This window comes from Methylophaga thalassica (assembly GCF_030159795.1).
In the GTDB taxonomy this organism is placed as follows: Bacteria; Pseudomonadota; Gammaproteobacteria; order Nitrosococcales; family Methylophagaceae; genus Methylophaga; species Methylophaga thalassica.
On sequence record NZ_BSND01000004.1, the window covers coordinates 266,453 to 293,452 of the forward strand.

Annotated in this window: 28 protein-coding genes; 8 read left to right on the forward strand and 20 right to left on the reverse strand. The window is 42.8% G+C overall.

Annotated elements, in window-relative coordinates; all coding sequences use genetic code 11:
* Positions 1-101: 101 nt before the first annotated feature.
* A complete protein-coding gene (locus QQL60_RS06125) occupies positions 102-1,160 on the forward strand; it encodes a 3-deoxy-7-phosphoheptulonate synthase (protein ID WP_284451237.1) in 1,059 nt (352 codons plus the stop codon).
* 19 nt (positions 1,161-1,179) lie between these two features.
* Here QQL60_RS06125 and QQL60_RS06130 read toward each other — a convergent pair whose 3' ends face one another.
* Genes QQL60_RS06130 through QQL60_RS06140 form a run of 3 tightly spaced genes read right to left on the reverse strand, consistent with a single transcriptional unit; the run spans position 1,180 to position 3,690 of the window.
* On the reverse strand, positions 1,180-1,677 hold the full coding sequence (locus QQL60_RS06130; RefSeq protein WP_284722755.1) for a GDYXXLXY domain-containing protein: 498 nt from the start codon (positions 1,675-1,677) through the stop codon (positions 1,180-1,182).
* Positions 1,664-2,719 carry a DUF4401 domain-containing protein gene (locus tag QQL60_RS06135; RefSeq protein ID WP_284722756.1) on the reverse strand — a complete coding sequence of 352 codons (1,056 nt, stop codon included), beginning with the start codon at positions 2,717-2,719 and terminating at the stop codon, positions 1,664-1,666. Before QQL60_RS06135 ends, QQL60_RS06130 begins: the two co-directional genes overlap by 14 nt.
* Positions 2,716-3,690 carry a DUF2157 domain-containing protein gene (locus QQL60_RS06140; RefSeq protein ID WP_284722757.1) on the reverse strand — a complete coding sequence of 325 codons (975 nt, stop codon included), beginning with the start codon at positions 3,688-3,690 and terminating at the stop codon, positions 2,716-2,718. The genes QQL60_RS06135 and QQL60_RS06140 overlap by 4 nt, the downstream gene beginning before the upstream one ends.
* 635 nt (positions 3,691-4,325) lie before the next feature.
* Here QQL60_RS06140 and rnk point away from each other — a divergent pair.
* Positions 4,326-4,742: a nucleoside diphosphate kinase regulator gene (gene rnk / locus QQL60_RS06145; RefSeq protein WP_273180558.1), complete on the forward strand. Its 417-nt coding sequence runs from the start codon at positions 4,326-4,328 to the stop codon at positions 4,740-4,742.
* Positions 4,743-4,783: 41 nt separating this feature from the next.
* Here the strand turns inward: rnk and QQL60_RS06150 are convergent, their stop codons facing one another.
* Positions 4,784-5,407 (reverse strand): esterase/lipase family protein, encoded by a 624-nt coding sequence (locus tag QQL60_RS06150; RefSeq protein ID WP_284722758.1) that lies wholly within the window; start codon positions 5,405-5,407, stop codon positions 4,784-4,786.
* 36 nt (positions 5,408-5,443) lie between these two features.
* The gene (locus tag QQL60_RS06155) at positions 5,444-5,698 is read right to left on the reverse strand and encodes a hypothetical protein (RefSeq protein ID WP_273180562.1); all 255 of its coding nucleotides are present in this window, start codon (positions 5,696-5,698) and stop codon (positions 5,444-5,446) included.
* Positions 5,699-5,848: 150 nt separating this feature from the next.
* Between QQL60_RS06155 and QQL60_RS06160 the strand changes: the two genes are divergently transcribed.
* Positions 5,849-7,219 (forward strand): GGDEF domain-containing protein, encoded by a 1,371-nt coding sequence (locus QQL60_RS06160; protein WP_284722759.1) that lies wholly within the window; start codon positions 5,849-5,851, stop codon positions 7,217-7,219.
* Positions 7,220-7,259: 40 nt separating this feature from the next.
* On the opposite strand, the gene QQL60_RS06165 is transcribed toward QQL60_RS06160, so the two are convergent.
* The 12 genes from QQL60_RS06165 to QQL60_RS06220 form a co-directional block, all read right to left on the reverse strand.
* Entirely contained in the window at positions 7,260-8,063 is an 804-nt protein-coding gene (locus QQL60_RS06165; RefSeq protein WP_284451245.1) for a potassium channel family protein, read from the reverse strand.
* A gap of 68 nt (positions 8,064-8,131) precedes the next feature.
* Positions 8,132-9,166: a mechanosensitive ion channel family protein gene (locus tag QQL60_RS06170; RefSeq protein WP_284722760.1), complete on the reverse strand. Its 1,035-nt coding sequence runs from the start codon at positions 9,164-9,166 to the stop codon at positions 8,132-8,134.
* A 109-nt stretch (positions 9,167-9,275) separates the two neighbouring features.
* Entirely contained in the window at positions 9,276-9,743 is a 468-nt protein-coding gene (locus tag QQL60_RS06175) for a DUF2721 domain-containing protein (RefSeq protein ID WP_007144953.1), read from the reverse strand.
* A gap of 163 nt (positions 9,744-9,906) precedes the next feature.
* Positions 9,907-10,671 carry an EAL domain-containing protein gene (locus QQL60_RS06180; protein WP_284451247.1) on the reverse strand — a complete coding sequence of 255 codons (765 nt, stop codon included), beginning with the start codon at positions 10,669-10,671 and terminating at the stop codon, positions 9,907-9,909.
* 203 nt (positions 10,672-10,874) lie between these two features.
* Positions 10,875-11,996, reverse strand: a complete 1,122-nt coding sequence (locus tag QQL60_RS06185; RefSeq protein ID WP_007144951.1) for an ABC transporter permease — start codon at positions 11,994-11,996, stop codon at positions 10,875-10,877.
* Position 11,997: 1 nt separating this feature from the next.
* Positions 11,998-14,721 (reverse strand): ribosome-associated ATPase/putative transporter RbbA, encoded by a 2,724-nt coding sequence (gene rbbA / locus QQL60_RS06190; RefSeq protein WP_284722761.1) that lies wholly within the window; start codon positions 14,719-14,721, stop codon positions 11,998-12,000.
* A 7-nt stretch (positions 14,722-14,728) separates the two neighbouring features.
* Complete coding sequence (locus QQL60_RS06195; protein ID WP_284722762.1) at positions 14,729-15,709, reverse strand: HlyD family secretion protein; 981 nt, start codon at positions 15,707-15,709, stop codon at positions 14,729-14,731.
* 88 nt (positions 15,710-15,797) lie between these two features.
* Complete coding sequence (locus QQL60_RS06200; RefSeq protein WP_284722763.1) at positions 15,798-16,484, reverse strand: phosphatase PAP2 family protein; 687 nt, start codon at positions 16,482-16,484, stop codon at positions 15,798-15,800.
* A 7-nt stretch (positions 16,485-16,491) separates the two neighbouring features.
* Positions 16,492-18,114 (reverse strand): phosphoethanolamine transferase, encoded by a 1,623-nt coding sequence (locus QQL60_RS06205; RefSeq protein WP_284722764.1) that lies wholly within the window; start codon positions 18,112-18,114, stop codon positions 16,492-16,494.
* 115 nt (positions 18,115-18,229) lie between these two features.
* Positions 18,230-19,072 (reverse strand): pirin family protein, encoded by an 843-nt coding sequence (locus tag QQL60_RS06210; RefSeq protein ID WP_007144946.1) that lies wholly within the window; start codon positions 19,070-19,072, stop codon positions 18,230-18,232.
* Positions 19,073-19,091: 19 nt separating this feature from the next.
* Entirely contained in the window at positions 19,092-19,670 is a 579-nt protein-coding gene (locus tag QQL60_RS06215) for an FMN-dependent NADH-azoreductase (RefSeq protein WP_284722765.1), read from the reverse strand.
* A 25-nt stretch (positions 19,671-19,695) separates the two neighbouring features.
* Positions 19,696-20,079 (reverse strand): DoxX family protein, encoded by a 384-nt coding sequence (locus QQL60_RS06220; RefSeq protein WP_284722766.1) that lies wholly within the window; start codon positions 20,077-20,079, stop codon positions 19,696-19,698.
* A 111-nt stretch (positions 20,080-20,190) separates the two neighbouring features.
* Here QQL60_RS06220 and QQL60_RS06225 point away from each other — a divergent pair, with 111 nt between their 5' ends.
* On the forward strand, positions 20,191-21,105 hold the full coding sequence (locus QQL60_RS06225; protein WP_284722767.1) for a LysR family transcriptional regulator: 915 nt from the start codon (positions 20,191-20,193) through the stop codon (positions 21,103-21,105).
* Here QQL60_RS06225 and QQL60_RS06230 read toward each other — a convergent pair whose 3' ends face one another.
* The gene (locus QQL60_RS06230; protein WP_284722768.1) at positions 21,106-22,038 is read right to left on the reverse strand and encodes a patatin-like phospholipase family protein; all 933 of its coding nucleotides are present in this window, start codon (positions 22,036-22,038) and stop codon (positions 21,106-21,108) included. It abuts the gene before it with no gap.
* A 56-nt stretch (positions 22,039-22,094) separates the two neighbouring features.
* Here QQL60_RS06230 and QQL60_RS06235 point away from each other — a divergent pair, with 56 nt between their 5' ends.
* Positions 22,095-22,520, forward strand: coding sequence for a gamma-glutamylcyclotransferase family protein (locus QQL60_RS06235; protein WP_284722769.1), 426 nt, complete (start codon positions 22,095-22,097; stop codon positions 22,518-22,520).
* Positions 22,521-22,614: 94 nt separating this feature from the next.
* Entirely contained in the window at positions 22,615-22,797 is a 183-nt protein-coding gene (locus QQL60_RS06240) for a hypothetical protein (RefSeq protein WP_007144940.1), read from the forward strand.
* Positions 22,798-22,803: 6 nt separating this feature from the next.
* On the opposite strand, the gene QQL60_RS06245 is transcribed toward QQL60_RS06240, so the two are convergent.
* Complete coding sequence (locus QQL60_RS06245; protein WP_284722770.1) at positions 22,804-23,226, reverse strand: PilZ domain-containing protein; 423 nt, start codon at positions 23,224-23,226, stop codon at positions 22,804-22,806.
* Between the two features lie 34 nt (positions 23,227-23,260).
* Positions 23,261-24,637, reverse strand: coding sequence for a ribonuclease J (locus QQL60_RS06250; protein ID WP_284722771.1), 1,377 nt, complete (start codon positions 24,635-24,637; stop codon positions 23,261-23,263).
* A 254-nt stretch (positions 24,638-24,891) separates the two neighbouring features.
* Between QQL60_RS06250 and QQL60_RS06255 the strand changes: the two genes are divergently transcribed.
* Together QQL60_RS06255 and oadA are read left to right on the forward strand one after the other, a co-directional pair.
* On the forward strand, positions 24,892-25,173 hold the full coding sequence (locus tag QQL60_RS06255; RefSeq protein WP_284451259.1) for an OadG family protein: 282 nt from the start codon (positions 24,892-24,894) through the stop codon (positions 25,171-25,173).
* A 48-nt stretch (positions 25,174-25,221) separates the two neighbouring features.
* Positions 25,222-26,997, forward strand: a complete 1,776-nt coding sequence (gene oadA / locus QQL60_RS06260; RefSeq protein ID WP_284722772.1) for a sodium-extruding oxaloacetate decarboxylase subunit alpha — start codon at positions 25,222-25,224, stop codon at positions 26,995-26,997.
* The last annotated feature ends 3 nt before the right edge of the window (positions 26,998-27,000 follow it).

A 27,000-nucleotide genomic window follows, 5' to 3' on the forward strand; every position in this document is an offset into this window, starting at 1 on the left:
AATGGTCAGTCAGTCCACCGGGGTTTTTTTTATATGTAGAGAGTATTTGCTATGCCTATTCTGACTCAGTCCGGTCTCCACTGTTTAAGGAGCCACATCTCATGACCTCAACCATTCAGCGTCAACAACATCAGTTAGCTTCAGATGAGTTGAAATTGCCTACCCCCAGGCAACTCAGAGACACTTTGCCATTAAGCACTCAGTTATCATCACAAATCCAGCAACAACGGATGCAGATCGTTAGGCTATTAAATGGTCATGATAATCGCTTCATGGTTATTGTTGGTCCATGCTCGATTGATGATGAAGCGGCTGCTTTAGATTATGGAAAACGACTGGCAAAACTTGCCAGGCAAGTGGATGATAAGTTGCTGATTGTGATGCGAGCTTACGTGGAAAAGCCACGAACAACCCATGGTTGGAAGGGACTTGCCTACGATTCGTTAAGAGACGGTCGTGGCAACATGGCTTTAGGTTTACACCGTTCAAGACAGGTATTACTGCAATTGTCAGCGTTAGGCTTACCACTGGCTAGCGAAGCACTGCATCCTCTGGTGATGAGTTACCTGGATGACCTTATCAGCTGGGCAGCAATAGGTGCACGTACATCAGAGTCTCAACCCCATCGTGAACTAGTTAGTCATCTGCCCTGCCCGGTAGGTATCAAAAACAGCACCGATGGCCGGATAAGCAGTGCGATCAATGCCATGCATGCTTCATCGCGCGGACACCATACACTTGGTATCGATGATGACGGACAAATCAGTATTATTAATACCCGAGGCAACCCTGACACCCACCTTATCTTGCGTGGAGGACAAGGGCTGACAAATTATGACGCTGACTCAATACATCATGCGCTTAGTCAACTGTCAGCCAATGACTGTCACGAAAAAGTACTGATTGACTGTAGCCATGACAACTCACTAAAACAATATGAACGCCAAATGGAAATAGCCCACCATGTGGTTGATCAACATCTTGCTGGTAACAGCGGCATATTAGGGCTAATGCTGGAAAGCTATATTGAAGCGGGTAAACAAAATGATTCAGATCAACCTATATATGGTCAATCTATCACCGATGCCTGCCTGGGCTGGAACGACACCGAAGCCTTGTTAACAGCGCTGTATCAGAAATTACGTAAACACGATGTCTAGCAAAAATGGTGGTGGTAACTTACTGCTTTAAATCAACGAGAAGCAAGTTACCATCATCCCCTACCCTGAACTCACCAAACTCGGCGTTTTCGTATTCTGATGCTTTGCCTTCCTGGAAAAAAAAGGCATTGGTAGCAAACTTAACCATGCCGTGTCTAACTCGAAAAAATAAACACAACTCGTTTTCTGCTAAGGCTTCGCCATGATCAATTCTGACAAACTCAGCCTCATTTTGCTGGTTGCGTTTCACCACCACATAGCCCTCTTGTGGCTCTAATTTATATGGCGTTTGCGAGTCAGCGTTTTGATGAAGAAGTGCTGATCGAATTTGATTAGCTATCTCAAAACGCAGTGCCATGTAATCCCCTTGCATCAATGAGCGAGGATCCACCGGAGCTAATTTCAATAAAACTGTTTTACCTTGTGTTAAAACCTGCTCCTGTTTATAAATTGACCAGTTCACAGCAAGCAATATCAGCAATAACCCCAGCACAGCGACTATCCTAGTTAGCTTCATGTTTACCTCCAAACAATTTAGGTAAACACCAATATAAGCCGATTAAAACTATCCCCAACACCAATAAACTGATGGATTTCATTAATAGCGTCGTATTCAAAGCGTAATAATAATGGCTAATACAAAACAGCAAAAAAACAATACCTGAACCTATTAACAGGCGGTGCCCACTGGCAAAGCCCAATACCATAATCATCACGGCAATATACAAACCAGCGATATTAAATGCCAACGCAGCAAATATAACCGCCAATACAAGAATATAAATAGAAGATGAATTTGTTAAAGACTGATGCTGTTTAATTAACATCACCGTAACGTACAGAATAACAGCGGCCGCTAACACCGAAGTCCAGGAAAAACGGATGTACTGCTCAAGCAGATGCCCATCCATCAACAACGTCATTCCAGAATCAAATAACTGCGTGGTTTGAATGACGAGCAAAGCCAGTATAGAGCCATAACCCATCGCTGTAATATGTCCATGCCAGCGAACAGAAACAAACTCATGTAACCAACACCAGGCGCACAACAGCATAACAACAGGGATAGCAAGCGAATAAAGACCCAACTCTGTCATCACTCCTGCCTGGCAGATACAGACAAAAAAAGCAGAAATAACCCGATGCACAAAGTGCGGCATTAATATCACTAGCCCAATGTTTAAACACAATGCAGCCAGCCAGCTTGTCAGGTATGTCGTGCTTTGCCACTGAATAACGGCAAAAATAAACAGTGCCTGACCTGCCAGACTCATCGCTAAACCTAAATGCTCAACAAAATCAGAATGCTGTTTTAAAAGTAAGTGGTAAGCTAAAAAGATCATCCCACTACCCAGAATAATATCTGCAACGACTGACTCTAATAATTGGTTAAACATTAAGCCAAGAAAAGACAATATAAAGAGCGATGCTAACCAGCCGGCAATCGCCAATAAGGTTTTAATGTACCAAGGTATTCTGGGAGTCAATCCCTGAGGTTTCTCCCCAGTTACCAGCTCAGCTTGTTTCAGGGTATTCCAAACAATGCTGTGTTGATTCATGATTCAATCTCCTTGTGAACCTGTTTCAACCAGTAGGTCGCGCCGGATCCCATTGCAATAATAAGGACTGACAAAAACAGCAGAGCCCCTTCCTCACCGGTCTCCATAATTTGCATCGCCAACCGGGTTATCACCACAACAATCAACGATAAGCAGCCACCCGCCAACATAAATAAATCAGTACAGCGTCGACGATATACCCACATAAACAGGCATATCCAAACTAACCATGTAATAGATGGGGAAAACGCATTTTCAGATTCTTCCACAATGGCATAAATCACTAGTGTGGTGATTGCCCAGCCACTTATCACCGCAAGTATTCGCTGTGGCCACCGCTCTGTGAGTGCGACCATTTTCTGGCTGAACATCTCCCAAATAATTAATGCCAGTGTATTAAACCAAAACAGACACCAGAACAGACTATTGTTTGAATCAGAGAACAGGCCGAATACTGAATGAAAAATATCAAAATAGAGTACGAGTGACAGATTCAACAGTGACAACCAAACTAACCACAATGTAGAAAACTGAGAAATGACAACCCAAGGTGTGATGAATAAAGCCCAGTAAAAGAATAACTGCCAGGTATCAGCTCCGGTTTGATATGTTTGCCCGAAAAAAGCCATTAATGCGCCGACCAGCAAGCTGGCAAGCAGTAAGGCTAAGCGGCCTGCTAATCCTTTTTGTGCCAATCGCCAATACAAAATAACGGAGAAAACAATGCTGCTTTCCAATAAGGTAAATTTGCTAAGACGGCTCATATCCGCCCAGTTATAGGCAATAAAAAAGATGACTGAAAATGCAATGGCACAACTACCAAAGCAAAGTAATAACATTTGAAAAATCTTTAACCAACCGTCTTTGTCTGGTTTTAACCCTAATAATGTCAATACAGCAGGCATTTTCTGGCTAGAAATCGCCCCCGCCTCAAACAAAGCAATAACTGATGATCGTTTTTGGATAGTCAATTTCTCTTCCTTGTTTAATGAACTTAATTTCAGTCGTTATATAAAATTGATGATTTAGCCTCTCGGATAAGAGCTGAATACGTATTTTTCACCGGAAAAGGTTTTAAATAGACAAAGGCACTGATGGCAGTCAATCAACCCTTTTTGTTCAATTTATACAAGACTGTTTAAAAACCATCAATTCTGGTCAATCATCCGCGTAACCTAACCAACAACTCACTCTCAGTTCTCATTAATTGTCGTTGTATTAGTATTGTCACCGTAATTACTGTTGTTGGCCGCCTTTATGGCAACATTGTTTGAGAATAAAAATACTGTCAGTCATTATCGATATCAGTTTAATTATTAGTGCCGTTCTTTTCATTATTTTGTGGCAGTTTTACTTATCTAATCATTATTAACCGCTAAGCTAAACTCAGCCTAACTCATATGCAATATCCTTCGTCCTTATTTACACTGGATGTCATTGTCACAAGGCAACCTGTTGAAAAAGAGAATATGACTTACCACTTTCATACCTTTATGGCATGATAGCGCTCAGAACAGTTTATGTTCCTCGCCTATTTTTATTTCCCTTTTTTATCTATCGCAAGTGTTCGCAGCATAGCTACATCTTGCAATTGAGAGGTTATTAAATGAATGTTTCACAACCTAATATTATTGTTTCAGCACTGGACTTAAGCCGCTTAGAACAGATTCTGGATACTTTACCGTCCAATGAAGTAGAACGAACAAGCTATCTTGAAGCTGAACTTGAACGTGCAGATATCGTTGAACCAACTGCGATTCCACCCAATGTGGTTACGATGAATTCAACGGTCAGATTTTCAGTTTCATCATCAAATCAAACATTTTGTCTGACCTTGGTTTATCCAAAAGATATGACAGACGATGGCAAAACCATTTCCATTCTGGCACCTGCCGGTAGCGCCATGCTAGGCCTGGTGGAAGGTGATGAAATTGATTGGCCTGGGCGTGATGGCAAAACCATTCAGGTTCGTGTTGATGAAATTCTGTATCAACCGGAACGTGCTGGCCAATACCATCGCTAAAAAGAAGATGGCTCAGGATAGTTTTACCCTGAGCCAGTCTATTAACTCAATAAGCCGAGTTTCTTTATAATCAGATTCGATACTTGCCTGCTGGATGGTAAAAAGCTATGCATCACGGGTAGCTGAATTTGCTCTGTCATCCAGTCAGCACTGACCTCCGACAAAGACACCACCGCATCATTTAACTCACTCTTAAATGGGCTGTTTTTTCCGTTTATGCCTTTAACGCCAACAACAGCCGTTGTTGGGCAATAACTAGCAGGAATCGCCTGCATCCGTTCACTCGTTGCCAATAGTTTACCGCAGTCTTTTGTTAACAAACGAAAAAGCCAATAGCGTTGAAAGAACATAGCTAATCGTGATGTTCGAACTGGCGAACCCAGTAAAAATAAACGTTCTGGCAAACGAACCTTGTCATCCATATTGGCCAATGCCGATCGAATTAACACGCCACCAAGTGAATGACCAATCAGCACATATTCACCTTGATTAGCTATATCCCGGATTCGTTTTGCCAGTCTAAACTGAATCAACTCAGACGATTGTGACGACACGAAATAGCTAAATGTCGATGTTTTAATGCCCTGTTTTCTTAGCTGTCTAAGCAGCGGCCAGGCTGACAAAGGAGATCGGCCCATACCATGTACAAATAATACTTGTATCATCAGTGGGTCGCATCAAAACGACTTATTATTAGATCGCTAATGACAATGATAAGGGCTCTCCCCTTCTAATTCCTTGCCTGTATCTAGGTCGATAATTCTTAGCGTCGCCCCTGGATAAGAATGGCACACAGAGTTACGTAAGGAATAAATTCCAGAACCACTGGCGGTAAGGATTAAATTTTCATTAAGCTGATTACCCTCTGTATCAAACACAAAAGCTTGATAATCGCCTGATAAGGTCACACACGCCGGCAAAAAAATCACAGCTAGCACCAAGATGATATTTTTCATTTTTATCTTCCTTAATTTTTTTCACTTGCCCTCTTCCCTGGGGCATAGACATTAAATCATGTCACTAACATAAATTAAATAAGGATTTAAAACACTGATGTATAAGCAGCATATTGCTAAACTGTACGCTTGGATTCAGGAGCAATTTTAATGTTACGTTGGGTAAACTCATCAATCAGCAGAAAGATCGGTGGACTTTCAATTATCTTATTGTCCTTTTTAATCATTATGATCATCTATTCAATGATAGGACTGCAGCAAATTCGGTCTGAGATGATTGAGCTGGCTGAGGTAGATACCCCATTAACTGAGGTCGTTTCAGAAATTGAACTGCTTCAGCTTCGGCAACATATTCTGATTGAATTATTTCGTCAAACCAATCATAAACCATCCAATAACAACATCAATCCTGCTGACATACACCAACAACTGGAGAGTTATAATCAGCATCTCTCTGAGCAAATGTATAAAGCATCAGCCATTATCGAAAGTGGGATTGAAAAAGGTCGCATTCGCTTTAAACAAGAACAACATCAACTGTTGCTGACTTCAATGAACAAACTTCATCAGGTCAGACTGGCATTTGAAAACAGTTTTATGGCTAGTATTCAAGCCATGCTCACTGGAGAATCAATTAACTGGGAGCATCTCGAACAACAAGATCAACAACTGGATGATGAGCTTGGAAAATTACTCAATCACCTGAACGCATTAACCGTCAGCACCGCTATTTATACTGAAAAGCATGAATCAAACTTCATGATTATGACCAGCATTTTAGGTGTGTGTGCATTCATTATTGGTTTGTATTTAACGCAATATACCATCCAGTATTTTCGTCAACGAATTACCCAAACACGTGACACAATACATTTATTCAGAAATGCTATTGAACATAGGGAGGTTATCGATTTCGAGGTAGATAACAATATCGCTGACGAACGAGATGAACTTTCTCAATTTGAACATGAATTAAAACTGTTATTAAAACAATTTAGCCATGAAATAATCAGCCGCGATGAAATAGAGAAACAACTGATTGAACTCGCGACTCTGGATAAACTGACAGGCGCTTATAATCGTCACAAATGGGATGAACAGTTAAAAATGCAATTAAATTTGGCATCACGTGGCGCCAAGTTAAGCTTACTTCTGATTGATGCCGATCACTTTAAAAAGGTCAATGATCAATATGGTCATGAGGTGGGTGATGCCGTACTCATTAAGCTTGTTGAACTGTTAAAAAACCGACTTCGGGAAACCGATACTATCTTCCGTATCGGTGGAGAAGAGTTTGCTGTACTGGTAAAACAAACCGAACACGAGCAAGCCCTGGAGATTGCAAAGCTTTTACAGACGAAAATTGATACCTATAGAGACGCATCATTGCCGCACTTCACGGTGAGTATTGGCATAACATCATATCAAGCAGGTGATACGACGACTGACTTTTTTAATCGTGCTGATAATGCCTTATATCTGGCTAAAGCGAATGGGCGTAATCGAGTGGAAGTCATCTAGTCTTCAGCTGACTTTCTACCCATTTATCATATCAGCAGACTTAGTACTCACCTTCCGTAGTGATATGAATCACCTCACCACAATGTTTACAATGCACGGCATCATGGTCATGTCGATTCAGACCACATGACGGACATTCATAACGAATTTTCCCTGGTCGAAAAATAGTCTGAATCAAACGTAAAAATAAAGAGATGCCAAAAATCATAATCAGCACCGCCAGGATATGGCCGTCATGTCCCACCAGTGTGATATCGCCGAACCCAGTAGTGGTTAAGGTGGCAATCGTGAAATACAACGCATCAATATAGTCATTGATATCATCATTGATATGCACCTGGCTGACATAAACGACAGCAGTGATCACAAAGATAAACACGAACAAATTTACCACGCTGAAGATCACATCTTCATGCATTCTCACAAATCGTGACTGCTTTCTAAGATTTCTCAGCATGTGATAAGAACGCAATAAACGAAGTGTTCTTATCACTCTCAGGAAACTGAAATTCTCTGCAAGAGAGGGTGCAAGCAAAGAAATAATCACGATAATATCGGCCAAACCAACAGGATGGAGCAATTCTTGGAATTTTGATTTGCTGATATAGAGCCTGGCCATTAGCTCGAGCAAGTAAATAATCCCAATCGCCTCTTCCAGAATATGGAAATCATCTATGTGGTGATAAAAAGAGGCCAATATAAAATAAACAATGGTAATAGCATCAAATGCTAATAATCCCCAACGAAAGCGTCTGGAACTCGGAGTTGAGCCATTATAAAGATGGTCTATTTTATTATGTAATTTTTGCCAGAAACTTAGGTTTGATGGTGTTACCTGCCCCATTGTGGGCTCCTGTTTATATTGCTTATTTGAGTCTAAAATACCAACATCAAACTCTGTGATGAGTTTGTTTAAATAATATTTTTGCCTTCCTCTGGATCGCGTGCATTTCTCGCTTGATCAATAATATCTTGTGTATCACTGGTAAGTTGTTGTGTGCTCACCTCAGCACTGTCATTCTGGACGGCAGGCTTATCGACCGCCTTTGCCATCATTGACTGTTCCGTATTGACTTGCACGACAGGTATGCCCTGAGGAAAAATAACCTCACGCGCATCATCGGGCATAGTGATACCAGCGGATTCAAGGCGTCGAACAGTTTTATGCATCAAAACCGAAGCCACCTTATTTAGCGCATATTGGTGACCATCCACCCAAAAATTAATCACGATATTGATCGTGGATGAGCCTAATGAGTCAATAAGCACCTGTGGTTCAGGATCTTTTAACACTTCATTTTGTTCATTCAACACAGCCAAAATGGTCTGACGTGATTGTTGAATACTGGCATCATAACCAATCCCAACTATAAAGCTGCCTCTTACCCAGGGATTAGCCGAAAAGTTTTTAATGACATTTTTATAAATAGTCGCGTTGGGAATTTGGATATGATTTCCATCAAAATCGACTAAGGTTGTGCCACGGGCTGTGACTTTGTTTACTACCCCTTTTAGTCCCTGCACTTCAATCACATCGCCGATCAAAAACGGACGTTGCACACTCAGCAGCAAACTCGAAATAAAGTTTTCTGCAATATCCTTAAAAGCAAAACCAATGATAATGCCTAATAGACCCGTTCCACTGACAATGGCAAGTGCAGCCTGCGTCAAGCCAACAATACTCAGAAAAATATACAAACCGATTAAAATAATAAACAGGCTAATAGCGCGCCTGACAACATTCTGTACAAGGTTACTGGTACTGATATAGCCGATGGGATGAACAAGTAAAGCAGAGAATGGCTTTGCCAGAAAAAAGAAGATAAGAAAAACCAGCAAACCAATAACAAAAGAGGGCATCACCCTGATCGTCGCTTGCCATAGTTCAAGTAACTGAGCCGACAATATGTTAAGCGTATCCATTAATCCAAGAGAGTCTGATGCCATAGTGATGCAGTTTCTCGTCAATAAAACAATATATATCGGGGCTGAGAATCAAAAGCAATAATTCTCATATTTTGACTGAATATTATCCGTGCTTGATAAGGCGTCCTGTTCAATGCTTCTTTCTTTGCATTGAGGGAATCATCTTATAACTGTTGCGTGTTGCCAGATGAACTTCTCGAAGGAAAAACGCAAGCCCGAATACCAGTGCCAATGTCGAGCCCATGAATAATGCACCTATTAGCCAGCGTAAATTGAAATCAAGCAGTGCTTCCAGAAACATCACCGACACCACAGAACAAATTAAGAGTGCAGACAGAACGCACATGGTGATCGCATTACTTGCCGCTCGACGACGAAGCCCCAACACAGATATTTCTTGTCGACAAGGCTCAGAAAGCTCAGTTACCGAAGACATTTGATCGGTCAAAACACGTGCTCTGTCTATAATCCGAGCAAGTCGGTTTGCCATTACATTAAGGATTCCCGCCATACCAGTAAGCAAGAATGCAGGCGTTAATGCCAATTGTACGGCATGGGTAACGTCACCAAGATTAGCTAACCAGGTAAACATTGTCATCTGACTCTCTTTTTTTTCTGAATCTGCCTGTCGTTAACCACCTGGAGAGTGATATCAACTGTAGATTATAGGTGATATATGCATCAATGTTTTGTTTGAACCGCATTTACCAGCACAGGAAAACAACAGCATATATCAATTATTCTATGCAAATACGCTATCACTAGCCTGCTTGTGTATATTGTCCATGATTTATGTCGGGCAAACTCTCAAACCCGGGTTTTGCAAAATAATAGCCTTGCATGAGTTCGATCCCCACATCACGTAACCAGACATATTCTTCATATGTTTCAATGCCTTCAGCCAATGTCGTGATATTTAGCTCATTAAACATGGTTAAACAATTCTTGACGATAGATTGACGTACCTTATTCGAATCAATGTTTCTGATGAGCGCCATATCCAATTTAATAATGTCTGTCTGAAAGTCGGCAAGCAGATTCAGTCCTGAATAGCCAGAGCCGAAATCATCCACTGCCGTTTTAAATCCCAGCGACTGGTAATAATCGACGATACGTTTAACGTGCTCGGTATCGTCCATTTTTTCGACCTCAGTGAACTCAAACATAATTCTCTCTGAGGGGAAGTCATACTGTTTAGCTGCTTCAAAGGTAGTGCGGATACAACGCTCCGGCACATAAATCGCATTAGGTAGGAAGTTAATACTCAACATCGAAGTAATATTCAACTTCGATGCAAGTGAAATCGCTTTCACCCGACAGAGCTGATCAAATAAATAACGATTTTTATCATTAACTCTGGATATTACAGAATAGGCAGACTCGTTATTAATGCCTCGAACCAGCGCCTCGTAACCATAAACAGTCTCATTACTGCAATTAATGATAGGTTGAAAAGCCATGGTAAAGTCGAAATCCAAACTATTCTCTTCTGTACAACTCTGGCAGATTTTCTCTTCTAAATTCATGGTCTATTCCCTCCTTACCTTGGCTATTTTTCTTACTTGTCATCTGTCTGCTATGTGCGAAGCTTTGAAAATGACCAATAATGTTATAACCCTATCATTTTATGACTTAATTTTACGGACTTAATTAAAATTCAATCGGCTATCCTCAGATATACTGAAGTACGACATAAAACTTGTCCAACAAATGATGACTTAAGTACTGTTCAAACACTTGCCAGACTTTTTCTGAATAATGCCAGAGCAAATAAAAAAAACACGCTACCAATCGCCACATTGGCTAATAAATCGGGCCAAATGATGGAGAAACCAGCACCACGATAAAGCACCGCCTGGCTAGTACTGACAAAATGCGAGGTCGGTGCAAACTGCATAATGTTTTGCACAATTTCTGGCATGCTATCGAAGGGTGTCATCCCACCAGACAACATCTGTAACGGCAATATCAATAACAGTAATAACAGGCCCAGCTGTGGCATGCTTCGGGCCAGTGTGCCCAATAAAATGCCCAATGATGTAGTAGAGAATAAAAAGCAAGCCGTCCCTAACTGAAACAGCAAAATGGAACCAGCAATCGTCATATTCAGCCAGCCCTGAATGACAACATAAAGTGAAAAAGTACTGGTCATTAATACCACCAGCCCCATCGACCAGATTTTCGCCATCATGATTTGAAAGGGTGTGATGGGCATCACCAGTAAATGTTCTAAGGTGCCGTGTTCACGCTCTCGTATCAACGCGGCTCCCGTCAGAATCACTGACAGCAATGTAATCATATTGATCAGCTCCATCACCCCGCTAAACCAGGCGCTATTGAGGTTTGGATTAAACCGCATTCTTACGATCTGTTTTACTGCCTGGCTGGAAGTCGCATTATTTGTTTCCAATAAATGCTGTACTTCTCTATCAATAATCTCACTGATATAGCCGGCACCAATAAAAGCCTGACTCATCATTGTGGCATCAATCGCTAACTGAATTTCAGGCTGGCGCCCTGCTAATAAATCCTTTTGAAAATCATCAGGGATGTCGAGTACAAAAGTATATGAACCAGTATCAAGTGATTTATTCACATCCTGAAGTGATATTTGCTGCGCCGGTTTAAAATGAGGCTCATAAAACGCTTCTGCAATATTAATGGAAATCGCCGAATGGTCTTCATCCACCACAGCTATCGGCGTGTTCTGCAGCTCTGTCGACACACTTTTGCCTGCTGAGTACACCATTAAGGTGAATGCCACCAAAATCACAATCACCATGACCGGATCTTGTACCAAAGTGCGAAGTTCTTTAATACCAAGGTTAATAATATTTTTCAGGCTGCTCATCTTATTTATCCTGCTTTTTGAGTAGCAACCAACTCAGACACATCAAAACAACAATAGCCAGCGCCATGGGCCAATAAAACGCGTTTAATTCATCAAAACCTAAGCCCTTAGTAAAGGCACCGCGACAAATCAACAGATAATAAGAAGCTGGGTAGATATGCCCCACCACATAGCCTGCCCCTTCTAATGAATTAATAGGATTAATCAGTCCGGCGTAATTCACACAAGGCACAATACTGGTGATCATGGTTAGAAAAATGGCGGCAATCTGTGTTTTAGTAAAAGCAGAGATAAACTGTCCCATACAGGTAGCGACAACGATATAAAGAAATGTCCCGACCAGTAATGCCCAAAAACTGCCGGTTAATGGCACATCAAAGACCATATAAACCAGCCACATCAGCATCAGAAAATTCATCATGCCAATCACAATATAGGGCAACTGTTTGCCCATCAGAAATTCAAGCCGATTAACGGGAGTGGCATAAAAGTTAGTGATGGACCCTAATTCCTTTTCACGCACAATCGATAATGCCGTCAGCATCGAAGTAATCATCAACAATAATATCGGCAAGACACCTGGCACCATTGAAATCAGACTTTCGACCTGAGGATTGTAGCGATAGCGTGAGACAAGCTGATAGCTGGGTGACACTTTTATGCCAAACTGGCGGAGACTCAATTCGGATAGATAACTGAGGTGAAAGCCCTGAATATAACCTTTTATGGTTTCAGCGCGATAAGGCATCGAACCATCCACCCAAACACTGACACTGGGTTGTTGTCCATGGCGCATATCTTTGCCATAGTCGGGTGGAATTTCTATCGCCATACTGATATCACCGCTTCGCATCCGTTCATCCATCTCAGCATCTGACAAAATAGGCGTTTTTTCGTCAAAGTAACGCGAGCCGGCAAGGCTTTGAATATAGTCCCGACTTTCAGGTGACTGATCACGATCCATCACCGCAAACGCGATATCTTCGACATCAAGACTGATGCCATAGCCGAGCACAAACATCAAAATCACTGTCCCTAAAAAGGCAAACACCAGACGAACCGGATCACGGCCAATCTCTAATGTCTCCCGCAAGCTATAAGCCAGTAGACGAGTCAACGAAAAACGGTTTTGCTTTTTTTTATGTTGTGATTCGGAAAGTGTATTTTCTGCCAGTAGCTGACTATTATCCCCATCGTCTGCTTGTTGTTCCGTGAGATAGGCAATGAAGGTTTCCTCTAAAGTCTCAAACCCTTTTGTTTTGCATAAGGCAGCTGGTGAGTCAGTAGCGAGCACTTTACCTGCATGCATTAATGAAATCCGATCACAACGCTGGGCTTCGTTCATAAAGTGAGTGGAAACAAAAATAGTGACACCTTGCTCACGGGATAAGCCAATCAATAGCTCCCAGAACCCATCACGTGCCACGGGATCAACACCCGATGTCGGTTCATCCAGAATCAGGATTTCTGGTTCATGGATAATCGCCACTGCCAGCGATAAACGTTGCCGAATCCCCAAGGGTAAATCCTTTGCTGACTGCTTCTGATAACGCTCGAGTTCAAATTCTTTCAATAATGTCTCAACACGCTGGTGTTGATAATCCTGGGCTAAGTTAAATAAGCGGGCGTGCAAAAATAGATTTTGACTGACAGAAAGTTCTTCATACAAAGAAAAGCTTTGTGACATAAACCCTACGCGGCGGCGAGTCGCCATATCATTGGCATCCACCTGTTCGCCAAATAAAAGCGCCTCACCAGAACTTGTCGGTAATAATCCCGTTAACATCTTCATGGTAGTGGTTTTACCGCAGCCGTTAGAGCCAAGGAAACCAAAAATTTCACCGCGCTCTATTTCAAAGTTAACGTTATCAACCGCAGTAAAGTTACCAAATGTCTTGGATAAGTTTCTCGCTGAAATAGCAATCTTCTCTGACTGTTGTCGTGGTGGAACAGTGACGGCCTTATGCCCCTGGCGTTTATCTTCAGGTAATAGCGCAATAAACGCTTGATCGAGATTGTCTTGTCCCGTCTGTTCAATAAGTGCTTCTGGTGTGCCTGTAGCCATGACCACACCCTCATCCATGGCAATGAGAAAATCAAAGCCAGCCGCTTCATCCATATACGCAGTCGCAATTAACACACTCATCTGTGGACGCTGAGCACGAATCCGGTCGATAAGTGTCCAGAACTGACGCCGCGATAAGGGATCCACACCGGTGGTCGGCTCATCAAGAATCAACAGGTCGGGGTTATGAATTAAAGCACAACATAACCCGAGTTTCTGTTTCATACCGCCCGATAACTGGCCAGCTGGACGATCACGAAACTCACTCAGACCAGTACTTTTTAATAACAGCTGGATACGTTGTTCGCGCTCATAAGCAGGTAAATTAAATAAGCGAGCAAAAAATAATAGATTTTCATGTACCGACAAGGTCATATACAGGTTCTTACCTAAACCTTGCGGCATGTAAGCAATTCTTGAACACATCTCTGTTCGTTGCTTATTATTCTGGATGTCAGTGCCCATAACCAGACACTGACCACTCTGACCTTTTTTTACCCCAGCAATAAGACCTAATAAGGTTGACTTGCCAACACCATCAGGTCCAATAAAACCAACGCGTTGTCCGCAAGGAATCTCTAGTGACACATTTTTTAATGCCTGAGTATCACCATACTGGTGACTGACGTCTGTTAAGCTGACTACTGTTTCTGCAGACATTGACAGATCAGTATGTGATAAGTGGTGGCACTTTTTCTGGCCACTGCGCATTCTCATCTAACTTGATGTACGCCACACCAGGCACCCCAGTTTTAACTTGTTCTGCGTATTTTTTTAATACACTTTCTTCAATTTTCACTTTTACCCGAAACATGAGCTTTTGGCGCTCTTCTTCGGTTTCGACTGATTTCGGCGTGAACTGAGCCTGAGGCGCCACAAAAGACACATGGGCAGGAATAGAAAAATCAGGATAAGCATCAACGACAATACGAGCTTCTGCACCAACCCGCGTTTGCCCCGCCTGGTCCGTCGGTAAAAACAGATACATATAGACATCACTGACATCTATTAATGTCACCACTTTTCCACCAGCAGCTAATACCTCACCTGGCTCAGCTAAGCGGTATAAAACACGGCCATTACGCTGCGTCGTTAACTGACTATCCGCAATCACCACCTGTGCTTTTGTCACCTCAGCTTTGGCTGCTTCAATGGCGGCTTGAGCTTCAGCCACTTGCACTGATGCCGCTTGCATGGCTGCCTGAGCCGTCGCCTTTTGTGTCTCTTTTTGGTCCATCACTTCCTGACTAAGGTGGCCTTTTTTTACCAAGGCTTGCGTGCGTTCAAGCTCTTTTTTTGCCAGGGTAACTTCACTGCGCCGCTGTGCCAGAATGGCCTGGGCATATTTTTTGGATTCATTCGCTTTATTCAGATTAGCATTGGCTACCGCCAGATTGGCCTTGGCTTGTTCGGTATCCATAACCGCCAGCACCTGACCTTGGGTGACCCAGTCGCCTTCATTCACCGTAATTTGTTCCACTTTACCTGCCGTTTTTGTCGCCACATCGACTTCAGTGGCTTCAATACGGCTGTTACCTGCGGCAAAACCACTCGGTAATGTCAGCTCTTGTTCAGATTTCCAGTAATAACTCGCCGCGGCCACGGCAATCACTATCAGTAACAAAATTAAATTTCGTAATCGCAGCATGTGTTGTCTTCTGTGTTGAGGCGTTATCGGAATGAATGCTAAACCTAATAATACACAATAGCGAAATAACTGAAATGACGTGGATCATCTATTCGTGAATAACTTCCTGTTTCAATTTTTGAATTGGCCAGTAACGCCATAATAACCAGGATACTGTCCAGCATATAAATGCTGAGGTGAGATCATGGCTGATGAAGTGCGCCCCCCGTAACTGCTGAGCTACCCCGAAAATAACGCCTAATACGATGATGCCATACAACACGTTTCTGGCATGCTGAGGGAAAAGTTGCTTGCTGACAAAATACACCCCAAAAAACATATAGGCTGAACTTGCATGACCAGCTGGAAAACAATGATCTGCGCCTTCCAATGGCGACCATAAACTATGCAACCAGAACTGATAAGGCCTGTCTCCACCAAATTCGATCACAGACCAGGGACAGTCGACCTCGGTTAGTCTTTTTATCGCACTCACTGTCAGTGTCGATAGTGGAATACTCATACTTAGATAAGCTAAAACATGACGATATGGTGATAAATATCGCGTCAAAACACTGATGACATAGCTAAGTAATACAAGAATAAACAGGATGACTGCCAGGTCATGACCGCCATCATGTAACCAGGTTTGTGTCAGCCAATAATGCTTCAATTGCCATTGGCCGCCTTCAAGTTGATACCAGATGTTGGCGACTAATTTATCCAGCTCTGTGACAGCAATAAAACTGATCAGAATAAAATACAGGCCCCATAGTCGTACCAGATGATTTTGCATAGTTGATTTAGCTATGCTGACAGCTGGCAAAGATATCTAAAGCAGGATCATATTTCCCTGGCAGTAAGACATTGTTCATGCCTAACAATGAATGGAAAATATTGTCATGGCTGAAAGCTTTACCGGTTTCATTTTTCATACACAGCGGATTAATGTGATAGTCACGTTCATAGTTATCTGACAGCCACACCACCATAGGTACATGGGTTTGCTGGCTAGGTGCTGCAAAATAAGGTGTGCCGTGCAGATACAGATTATGTTCACCTAAGGACTCACCATGATCAGACACATAAATCATGGCGGTATCAATCGATTGAGAAGATAAGTTATCCAGATACTGAATCAGCTGAGCGAGCACATGGTCGGTGTATAAAATCGTATTGTCATACGCATTTCTCAGTTCCTCATTAGAGCATTTTTGTAACTCTGAGGTTTGGCACACCGGTTTATACTTTTCAAAGGCTACTGGTACACGTTTGAAATAGGCCGGACCATGGCTGCCTTTCTGATGTAACACAATCAACTGATCACCGTCAGACTTCGCGACCAGCGCTTTCAGATTAGTGAGTAACACTTCGTCATAACACTCACCATCAGGGCATAACTCTGCCAGATTAACGTCTGTCACTTTCTGGTGCTCAACGCGATCACATACACCTTTACAGCCGCTGTTATTATCCAGCCAGCTGACCTTCACACCGGCAGCAGAAATAGCGTCCAGAACACTTTCATAACCATGGCCTTTTTCATCATCATAATCATCACGAGAAAACTGTGAGAACATGCATGGCACTGAAGTAGCTGTCGCCGTACCGCAAGACGAAACGTTATTAAAATACAGACTATTGGTTTTCTCTAACTCTGGGGTTGTTTCACGCTCATAACCATTCAGATGAAACGATTCTGCCCTGGCAGTTTCCCCCACCACCATGACTGTTACGGTACGGTGTTTTTTCTCATGCGCGAAGCTGCCGAGCGCGGCATTTTGTGAAATAGGTATCAATGGTTTATCGGCTTCAGCAAACTGTTGTTTGGCAATTTTGGTGACCGCATAGATATAACTGGTGGGATTGATTAAATAACGTAAATCCCGGTGATTGCGGAAGGTAGAAGCGTAGTCCTGATAGAAAAAAGCAGCAACCAAGCCCATGGCTAAAATACTCATGGTGATAGAAAACGAGCTCATCAGTAATTGCTTTGTCCAACGGACATGGGCAATCCGTAGTTTAGCAATTAAAAATGCCGGCAAAATACCCCATAACAGAAAATGAATAATGAAATCTTGACTCAATAATTCTTTTGTTTCTGCGGTATCCGTCTCTAACACATTCTGAATCATCGAACTGTCAATATGCACACCATAACTGTCAATAAAATAGCTGGCGGCGGCGGAACATAACACAATGAAAATCAAAATCGGTTTTATCAAGTATCGGGATGACACCAAATTAAATATTAAATTAAACAGCGCCGTCATAAAGATGGCACATGAACCTAAAAACAACAGATTATGTTGGGTGATTAATTGATTTGCCTGAACGATGCCACCCCACAAACCATTGTTATAAGCAAGCATCAAGAGCACTGAGAACAGTAATACTAGATACTGAGAAGAAATCGCACGACGCATGGTAAACCTCAACCAAATTAATTTTGGCCAAGATTAATCCCTGCAACTTAAAAAATACTTAAACAAAAAAGCCACTGACAAATCAGTGGCTTTTCCTTAGCAAAACAAACAAAACTTAAGCGAACCGACCCTGACGATAATCATCGAAGGCTTGTTCAATCTGTTCCCGCGTGTTCATCACAAACGGTCCTCCCCTGGCGACAGGTTCCTTCAAAGGCTGCCCTGATACCAGTACAAACTCAGTATCACGTTCACTGTAGACACGCACTTTTGATCCGGTCTCCAATACGGCAAGTTGACCAGCATTAAGTAGTCGCTGTTTATCGCCGATCTGTATCTGACCTTTCATCAGATACAAAAACGTGTTGTCCGTTTCCTTCACTGTCTGCTCAAACGTGACTCCCGCAGGTAAAAACACATGCAGGTATAGGGGATTAACAAACGGGTTATTAATCACACCACTCACGCCACTATCTGTCTGACCAGCAATGACCTTGATTTCGGTGCCATTATCCAATTTGGCTACCGGAATCTGCTCAGCATCAAACTCCTGATACTTAGGCTCACTCATCTTTTCTTTTGCCGGCAGGTTAACCCACAACTGGAACCCCGCTAAGCGTCCTTCTTTCTGCTCTGGCATTTCCGAATGAATAATCCCTTTGCCTGCCGTCATCCATTGCACACCACCGGTTTCAATTACCCCGGCATTGCCTGCACTGTCTTCATGACGCATACGACCTTCTAACATGTAGGTCACCGTCTCAAAGCCACGATGAGGATGTGGAGGAAAGCCAGCAATATAGTCCTGAGGCTTATCTGAACCAAAGGCATCAAACATCAGAAAAGGGTCAAGCATATTGAGATGTGGTGAGCCGATAATACGCGTCAGCTGAACACCTGCGCCATCTGAGACCCGGTCTCCGTTGATGATTTGTCTTAACTCCCTTGTCTGAGTCATCACATTCTCCCGATAGATATTAGCTGACAATATCAGCAATTTTTTGTGTGAGTGTTTCTGTTTCTTGAATCAGACTGCCTGCATCCACCACAGTGATATCCTGAATTCCAAGAAAATTCATGACCTGCTTCAGGTAAGTAGAAGCGTAATCGACTTCACTACCCAGAGGCACGCCGCCAGAAGCCATCACCAGATACGCTTTTTTCGCCTTCAATAAACCTTCTGGGCCATTTTCAGTGTAACGAAATGTGACTCTTGCTCTCGCCACCTGATCGATCCAGGCTTTTAATACGGCTGGTACGCTAAAGTTGTAGATAGGCGATGCAATGACCAATATCTCGGCCGCTTGTAACTCTTCTACCAGTTGGTCCGAGGTAGCTAAAGCCTGTCTATTTTGCTCAGTACGTTGCTCGGGATCGGTAAAATTGGCATGGATCCAATCTTCGTTAATAAACGGAATACCCTTCGCTAGATCACGAGATTTAATAGCTAGTCCAGACTGCTTTTGTAGTTGCGAGACCAGTTCAGCAGATACCTGGCGTGTCACAGAGTCCTGAATACGTTCACTACTATTGATATGTAAAATCGTGTTATTCATGTTTATTCTCCTGTTTTCGATAACATTATTTAATATTGTCGATAGCTAAATTACCCGCACCATTAGCCACCAGTAACAACAAACCACCGGCAATGGCTAAATCCTTCATAAACAAAATGCTCTGCATTTGATCAGCAAAATTATTGTGGAAGATGGCGGCTGCGATGACGGTAAACCCAGCTAATAAGAAAGCAGCGATACGCGTTTTAAAACCAAATAAAATCGCCAAACCACCTAAAATTTCTGTTGCAATCACCAAAGGCAACAGTGATGTCGGTACTCCCATCATGCTCATATAGCCTTGTGTCGCTTCGTAACCTGCACCAAGTTTTCCAATGCCGGCTGAAATGAACATCAGACTCAATAAAAAACGACCTGTGACTGTTGATAATCCTGTTACTGTGTTCATGTTTTTTTCCTTTTTGTTGTGTTGTTGAGATGGTTCACAGTCTATCGTTTCCATATTTTTATAAAACAGTGTATTAATGAACTTATTGTTATCAATTAGAGAACAATAGTCATGAGTCAGTTAGAAGAAATGCAGTGTTTTGTGCGTGTGGTTGAAGCTGGCAGCATCACTAAGGCTGCAGAGCAAATGAACACGGTAAAGTCAGCGATCAGTAAACGCTTAACCGATTTAGAGCGGCGGCTGGGTGTAAGCTTGCTCAAAAGAACAACGCGTAAACAAACGCTCACCGATGCTGGTCGCAGTTACTATCAGCATTGCGTCCGTATTCTTGATGATATTTATGAGGTTGAACATGCTTTAGGTAATGAGCAAACATCGCTGTCTGGACGTATCAGGCTCTCTGCACCCATTAGTTTTGGTTTGATGCATTTAAGTCCAGCTTTACGTGAATTTAATCTGATCCATCCGGAAATCATTTTTGATATCGACTTTAGCGACAGACACCAAGATTTGGTCGCTGAGGGTTTAGATTTAGCCATTCGTATATCGAACTTAACTGACTCCAGTCTAATCGCTCGTAAACTGGCTTCAACACGATTACAAATCTGTGGCAGCCCGGATTACTTTGCTCGAAATGGCTTACCAGAAAAAACAGAAGATCTTCTCTACGGTCATGTGAAGCTGCACTATTCCCACGTCAGTAGCAGTTGGTCATTACTGGATTATCAGGGCCAAGCCATTTCTGTGAATTTACCAACCGTGCTTTCATCAAACAATGGCGAATACCTGCGAGATGTCTGTATAACTGGAAAAGGCTTAATCTTGACGCCGGATTTTATTTCCTACCCGGCAATCAAGTCCGGCAAACTCATTACCGTACTGGATAATGCCTTGGTCCAGAAGGATGTCGGGATTTATGCCATCTACCCACAAACACGCTTTTTATCTCACCGGGTCAGAATATTAATCGATTTCTTACGTGACTACTTTGCCAAACTGAAAAACTGGGAGTGTCCTGCCAGATAATCATTTATCGATTGGCAAATAATAACCTAGCTCTGTTTGCTGACGTTTGACACAGGCAATACCCTCTTCTATGGCTTCACCAGCACGATAAAACTCCAGAATCCCTATATGGGAGAGACGTGGGTTTAAAATAATTTCTGGTGGATCACCCGCCATCCGACTTCGGGTGATACGATCCTGCGTAATATTAATCGATGCCGCAATGGCGTCTAATAATGCAGGTGCTTCTTCTTTTTCTTCACGTCGTTTGGGAAATAAGTTATTGGTGTAATCCGCCACCATATGACTGACCTTACCAGTCCAACTGGTAGGGAGATCGAGAGTTGCTTCGGGCTCGCTATCATCAATATCCGTTCTAAAATGTTTACCCACGATGCCACTGTTGAGGTTAACAGCTATCACCACATCGGCGCCCAAAGCACGGCATAAAGAGACGGGTACAGGATTGACCAAGCCACCATCTATTAGCCAACGGTTATTGTGTTTAATCGCTGGAAATAATCCAGGTAAGGACATGGATGACCAGACCGCATCCATTATATTGCCCCGTGTGTTCCATATCTCACGACCACTATATAAATCTGTCGCCACAGTAGCAAAACGCGTTTGTACATCTTCGATGGCAACATCCTGTTCCACCACGTATTCATTAAGAAAACTGCGTAAACGGTTTTTATTAACGAAGCCTTGCAGTGAGCGATTAATCGCAAAATACTGAGCAGTTTTCAATTTATCCAACCGCAGTACCCAATCGTTCAATTTGTCGATATTATTCGCTACGTAAGCTGCACCAACCAATGCACCTATTGAGGTACCTGTAACAATATCGGGAGTAACACCCAGTTTTTCTAACTGTCTGATAATGCCAATGTGTGCCCAGCCACGCGCTGCCCCACTTCCTAATGCCAGGCCTACCTTTAATTTTTCGCTCAACTTAAAACCTATAGTTTGTTATATTTATCATATAGATAAAAAAGATTAATAAAGTAATGACTGAACAAAATACCTATTTATTTGTGTACGGCACATTGATGAAAGACACCAATCATTCAATGGCGCGGTTACTTACCAAATATAGCGAGTTTATTTGTCGTGCCTCAATGCAGGGCCAACTCTACCTTATTGACTACTATCCGGGAGCCATTCTCTCTGAGAGCAAAGACGACATCGTCTATGGCGAACTCTATAAACTATCCAATGCCAGTTGGGTGCTCAGTCAACTGGATGATTATGAAGAATGTTCCTCATCTTTCCCTGAACCACATGAATACCAACGTCAGTTAATCACTATCCAACCACACGCTGCCGATGTCAGTCTATCGCTTGCCTGGGCCTATCTTTATCAATATCCCTTAAGCAATAAGCCCCGTATTAAAAACGGCCAGTTCGAAGTGAGATATGCGGACACGAAATAATTTCTAAAGCTTATTAAAATCAATCCGATAGATAGTGTATATAAATTCTTCTTCTGCGAAAATGAACGAGATACCTAAGCTATATCACAATACGATGATAACTATCAGCCCGCCATCACAGGTTGAACCAGCTCGCCCTGCTGCTCAAGAAGCAAAACCATCCAACAATAGTGATCGTAGGCAACGCTATGATCGTAGAAAACGAAATCAAAGACCATTTATCGAACGTCGGGTTTCATCCGATCGCCGCTCACAACGCTTTGAAGCAAAAGCCTGACATGGTTTACTCGTTTAATCTCGGGAAGTCTGCCGCATATTTCTGAATCCATTCTAACGCCGCTTCATCACTGGTTAACTGACGCCCGGTGTTAGCACTAATACGTTTTCTGTAATCTTCTATATAACAAATCTGCTCAACCATTCTGAGTGCATAAGTCATAGCTTTACTCTGAAAGTTAACTCCTACCAGGTACTGATTTCCTTCAGGTTTACACCAACTGATAATACCTTTTGCCGTAAATCCCGGCTTACAGGCCAGTATATTGATCTCAACCAGCGTGCCGACAGCTATAGGCTCAGCTGAACAAAAACACAGGCCACCTTTACTCACATCCTTGAGCGAACGTTGTTGATGCTGCTCACCTAGCTTAACCTGGATAGGCACGCTACTTGGGTGGCGTATAAACCGTCTCAGTTCTTCTATCATTTTGTTAGCTTATCGCTATTTAATAACAATGTGATTAAAACAATTTTTTCAATTTATCCTGAACAAGACCCAATCGCCCTGTTTTTACTGCATCACGCCGGATGCCTTTTACAGGCGCTATGTAATATAAGTCACCATTTTTGCCTTCGAGTTGCTCAGGAACCCCGACTGATTTTGCCAGTCGGGCATTCGCTCTGAGATGTTGAAACTCACCGTGTACAGGAATAGCACAAGCTGGCTTAACCCAACGATACATGGCCTTCAGTTCTTCCATAGCCGGATGACCTGAAGCATGAATTTCAAGTCGACTGTTATCTACGGTAATCACGTCCACATTCATTGCCTTTAGCCGTTCAATTAATGCCTCAATCGGGAGTTCATTTCCAGGAATGACTTTAGAACTGAAAATAACGGTATCACCGGCTTCCAGCTCAATATCACGAAAACTGTTCTGGCTCAGCCGGTTCAGTGCTGTTCGTGGTTCGCCCTGGCTGCCTGTAGCGACTAATAAAACCGTATCTCGCGGCAGAAAACCTAAATGATGAGGATCAACAAAGGTATCAATGCCATTCCACAAACCGACTCGTTTTGCCGCCGCATGGGTATTTAATAACGAGCGTCCCAACAGACCTAAATGACGTCCTGTTTCTTTAGCAATATCCGCCACCGTTCGTAATCGGGCAATATTACTGCCAAAACAGGTTATAACAACCCGTCCTTTAGCCTGCTCTACATGGTGTTTTAAGCCTTTGTATAAAGACGCCTCAGAAGTTGACCAGCCAGGCACATTAGCATTGGTCGAATCACAAACCATCACATCAATCCCCAGTTCTCCCAACCGGGAATAATCTTCTTCCCTATACGCCTCACCGACCACAGGGCCTGAATCCAGCTTCCAGTCAGCGGTATGAAACACTTTGCCAACAGGGGTTGTAATCAATAAAGCAAAGGGATCGGGAATAGAGTGTGTCAGCTGAATCCACTGCACATTGAATACGCCTATTTGTCTTGAAGCATGCGCTTCAACAATATGGACTTTCACTTTTTTTATTAATCCGGCCTCAGCCAGTTTTCGGCGTAAAATTTCAGCCGTATAAGCCGTTGTGTAAATAGGACAACGGAATCGTTCCCATAAATACGGTACAGCCCCGATATGATCTTCGTGGGCATGGGTGATAATAAGGCCGTCTAATTGCTCTCGGCGATCCACAATAAATTGTGGATCAGCCATTTGTATTTCTGCTCGAGCCCCTTCTATCGGTTCACCATCAATATCGGCTTTGGCTTCGAAGGTCACCCCGCAATCAACCATCAGCCATCGACCATCATGGCCATACAGATTGAGATTCATCCCTATTTCTCCGGTTCCTCCCAAAGGTAAAAACCAGAAATCAGACTCATCAGGTGTCATAGATGTCCTTTGTTATTACTTGCTATCGTGACTATTAGTTTGGCAGGGTTTCAACAGATAGGAAAATATCATACGTACAATGAATAGATTAACGTCACTACAACAAAGTGATTTTTTCTCCATTATTCTTTTAAAATTAAGGAGTTTCGGCATAGTGATTCGTTCATAGGGCAACAATGGTATAATTGCCGGCTGCTTTTTTGTAAGTCATTGATTTAATGACCTAAGAAAACCAACGGAGAGAGATTATAATAATGACTAATTCGAACTTAATGACTGAAGGTCTGAACTTGATGCTTATCGGCATGGGGTTCGTATTTATATTTTTGACATTACTGGTGTTTGTCACATCCATCATGTCACGCATTATCACCAGCTACGAAAAAAATGTAGGTGTCTTACCTGAAGAAGGCATTTCTTCACCTACCGCTGTCATCAGCCCGGCCATGAATCAGTCTCAACATGCTAATGATGATAAAAACTTAATTACTGTGCTCTCTGCTGCAGTGCACAAATTTCGTTCCCGCCATAAATAAATCACCGCATTAAAGACTTTTTCAAATTAATCAATTAAGGCCATGAATATGACCGAAGTTAAAAAACCACTGGGCATCACGGATGTCGTTTTACGTGATGCTCATCAATCATTATTTGCCACCCGACTCAGATTAGATGACATGTTGCCCATCGCTGACAAGCTTGACCAAATTGGCTTTTGGTCTGTCGAAAGTTGGGGCGGCGCCACTTTTGATGCCTGTATTCGCTATCTGGGCGAAGATCCATGGCATCGTATTCGCTCACTCAAAGCCGCTATGCCGAATACCCGTCAGCAAATGCTGTTACGGGGTCAGAATCTATTAGGCTATCGCCACTATGCTGATGACGTGGTCAGAAAATTTGTTGAAAGAGCGGCGATCAATGGCGTTGATGTGTTCCGTGTATTTGATGCGATGAATGATCCACGTAATTTGGAAACCGCTATCATAGCGGTGCTGGAAAATGACCGTCACGCACAAGGCACCATCGCCTATACAATCAGCCCGGTTCATGATCTGAATTTGTGGTTAGACATGGCTAAACGTATTGAAGACATGGGTGCCCACTCTTTATGTATTAAAGATATGGCTGGTTTGCTTAAGCCTTATGTAGCTTATGAATTAGTTCAAAGCCTTAAGCAGACCATTGATATCCCGATTCACATGCAATCACACGCCACCACCGGTTTGTCGACAGCCACTATTATGAAATGCGTGGAAGCCGGTATTGATAATGTCGATTCAGCTATTTCATCAATGTCGATGACCTACGGTCACTCAGCAACAGAATCCGTTGTCTCTATCTTTGAAGATACGGATCGCGATACAGGTCTTAATATCGAACTCCTCGAAGAAGTAGCAGCCTACTTCCGCGAGGTGAGAAAAAAATATGCCCAGTTCGAAGGTTCCCTACGTGGTGTAGATTCACGTATTTTGGTTGCTCAGGTACCGGGCGGCATGTTGACCAATATGGAAAGTCAGCTGCGTGAACAAAATGCACTGGATAAGATGGATCAGGTATTAAAAGAGATTCCACGGGTTCGTGAAGACTTGGGCTTTATTCCTCTGGTCACTCCTACATCTCAAATTGTCGGCACCCAGGCCGTCATCAATGTTCTGACCGGTGAACGTTATAAAACCATCGCTGCGGAAACAGCAGGTATTCTCAAAGGAGAATACGGGGCAGCCCCGGCGCCTTATAACAAAGAGCTTCAGGACCGGGTACTTGAAGGTGCTGAACCCATCACTTGCCGCCCTGCTGACCTACTTGAAGCAGAAATGGAAAAGCTCACGACCGAACTTCTCGCTATCGCTGATGAGGAAAAAATTGTTCTGGCCGAGGGTGAACAACACGTTGATGATGTTTTAACCTACGCGCTATTCCCACAAATCGGGCTTAAATTCCTCAAAAACCGTCATAATCCAGACGCATTTGAACCTGTTCCTGTTATTGATAACACCCCATCATCCCCCTCTCGTCCTCAAAGCCAAGAACAAGAAACCTATACCATTAAAGTCAATGGTCAGAGCTATGTTGTTCAAGTGAATGAAGGTGGTGATATCAGCCATGTTGAATCCTCTTCAAGTTCAGCAACGGCCCCAATGGGTGAAGGGGATCCTGTTGAAGCCCCCTTATCCGGCAATATCTGGAAAGTCGAGGTCAGCGTCGGTCAGCAAGTCAATGAAGGTGACACTATTTTGATTCTGGAAGCCATGAAAATGGAAACACAAATCGTGGCTTCTAAATCAGGTACCGTGTCGTCCATTTCTGTTAAACAAGGTGATTCCGTCAAAGTCGGTGATCAGCTGGCAACTATCGCTTAATTG

Coding starts and splice junctions, on each gene's coding strand:
- QQL60_RS06175 (WP_007144953.1), bottom strand. CDS start 9,743: ATGACAATGTTTACCTGGTTAGCTAATCTTGGTGACGTTACCCATGCC.
- rnk (WP_273180558.1), top strand. CDS start 4,326: ATGAATGTTTCACAACCTAATATTATTGTTTCAGCACTGGACTTAAGC.
- QQL60_RS06250 (WP_284722771.1), bottom strand. CDS start 24,637: ATGACACCTGATGAGTCTGATTTCTGGTTTTTACCTTTGGGAGGAACC.
- QQL60_RS06165 (WP_284451245.1), bottom strand. CDS start 8,063: ATGGGGCAGGTAACACCATCAAACCTAAGTTTCTGGCAAAAATTACAT.
- QQL60_RS06220 (WP_284722766.1), bottom strand. CDS start 20,079: ATGAACACAGTAACAGGATTATCAACAGTCACAGGTCGTTTTTTATTG.
- QQL60_RS06215 (WP_284722765.1), bottom strand. CDS start 19,670: ATGAATAACACGATTTTACATATCAATAGTAGTGAACGTATTCAGGAC.
- rbbA (WP_284722761.1), bottom strand. CDS start 14,721: ATGTCTGCAGAAACAGTAGTCAGCTTAACAGACGTCAGTCACCAGTAT.
- QQL60_RS06155 (WP_273180562.1), bottom strand. CDS start 5,698: ATGAAAAATATCATCTTGGTGCTAGCTGTGATTTTTTTGCCGGCGTGT.
- QQL60_RS06180 (WP_284451247.1), bottom strand. CDS start 10,671: ATGAATTTAGAAGAGAAAATCTGCCAGAGTTGTACAGAAGAGAATAGT.
- QQL60_RS06240 (WP_007144940.1), top strand. CDS start 22,615: ATGATAACTATCAGCCCGCCATCACAGGTTGAACCAGCTCGCCCTGCT.
- QQL60_RS06205 (WP_284722764.1), bottom strand. CDS start 18,114: ATGCGTCGTGCGATTTCTTCTCAGTATCTAGTATTACTGTTCTCAGTG.
- QQL60_RS06210 (WP_007144946.1), bottom strand. CDS start 19,072: ATGACTCAGACAAGGGAGTTAAGACAAATCATCAACGGAGACCGGGTC.
- QQL60_RS06125 (WP_284451237.1), top strand. CDS start 102: ATGACCTCAACCATTCAGCGTCAACAACATCAGTTAGCTTCAGATGAG.
- QQL60_RS06130 (WP_284722755.1), bottom strand. CDS start 1,677: ATGAAGCTAACTAGGATAGTCGCTGTGCTGGGGTTATTGCTGATATTG.
- QQL60_RS06245 (WP_284722770.1), bottom strand. CDS start 23,226: ATGATAGAAGAACTGAGACGGTTTATACGCCACCCAAGTAGCGTGCCT.
- QQL60_RS06160 (WP_284722759.1), top strand. CDS start 5,849: ATGTTACGTTGGGTAAACTCATCAATCAGCAGAAAGATCGGTGGACTT.
- QQL60_RS06150 (WP_284722758.1), bottom strand. CDS start 5,407: ATGATACAAGTATTATTTGTACATGGTATGGGCCGATCTCCTTTGTCA.
- QQL60_RS06235 (WP_284722769.1), top strand. CDS start 22,095: ATGACTGAACAAAATACCTATTTATTTGTGTACGGCACATTGATGAAA.
- QQL60_RS06255 (WP_284451259.1), top strand. CDS start 24,892: ATGACTAATTCGAACTTAATGACTGAAGGTCTGAACTTGATGCTTATC.
- oadA (WP_284722772.1), top strand. CDS start 25,222: ATGACCGAAGTTAAAAAACCACTGGGCATCACGGATGTCGTTTTACGT.
- QQL60_RS06170 (WP_284722760.1), bottom strand. CDS start 9,166: ATGGCATCAGACTCTCTTGGATTAATGGATACGCTTAACATATTGTCG.
- QQL60_RS06200 (WP_284722763.1), bottom strand. CDS start 16,484: ATGCAAAATCATCTGGTACGACTATGGGGCCTGTATTTTATTCTGATC.
- QQL60_RS06135 (WP_284722756.1), bottom strand. CDS start 2,719: ATGAATCAACACAGCATTGTTTGGAATACCCTGAAACAAGCTGAGCTG.
- QQL60_RS06225 (WP_284722767.1), top strand. CDS start 20,191: ATGAGTCAGTTAGAAGAAATGCAGTGTTTTGTGCGTGTGGTTGAAGCT.
- QQL60_RS06185 (WP_007144951.1), bottom strand. CDS start 11,996: ATGAGCAGCCTGAAAAATATTATTAACCTTGGTATTAAAGAACTTCGC.
- QQL60_RS06195 (WP_284722762.1), bottom strand. CDS start 15,709: ATGCTGCGATTACGAAATTTAATTTTGTTACTGATAGTGATTGCCGTG.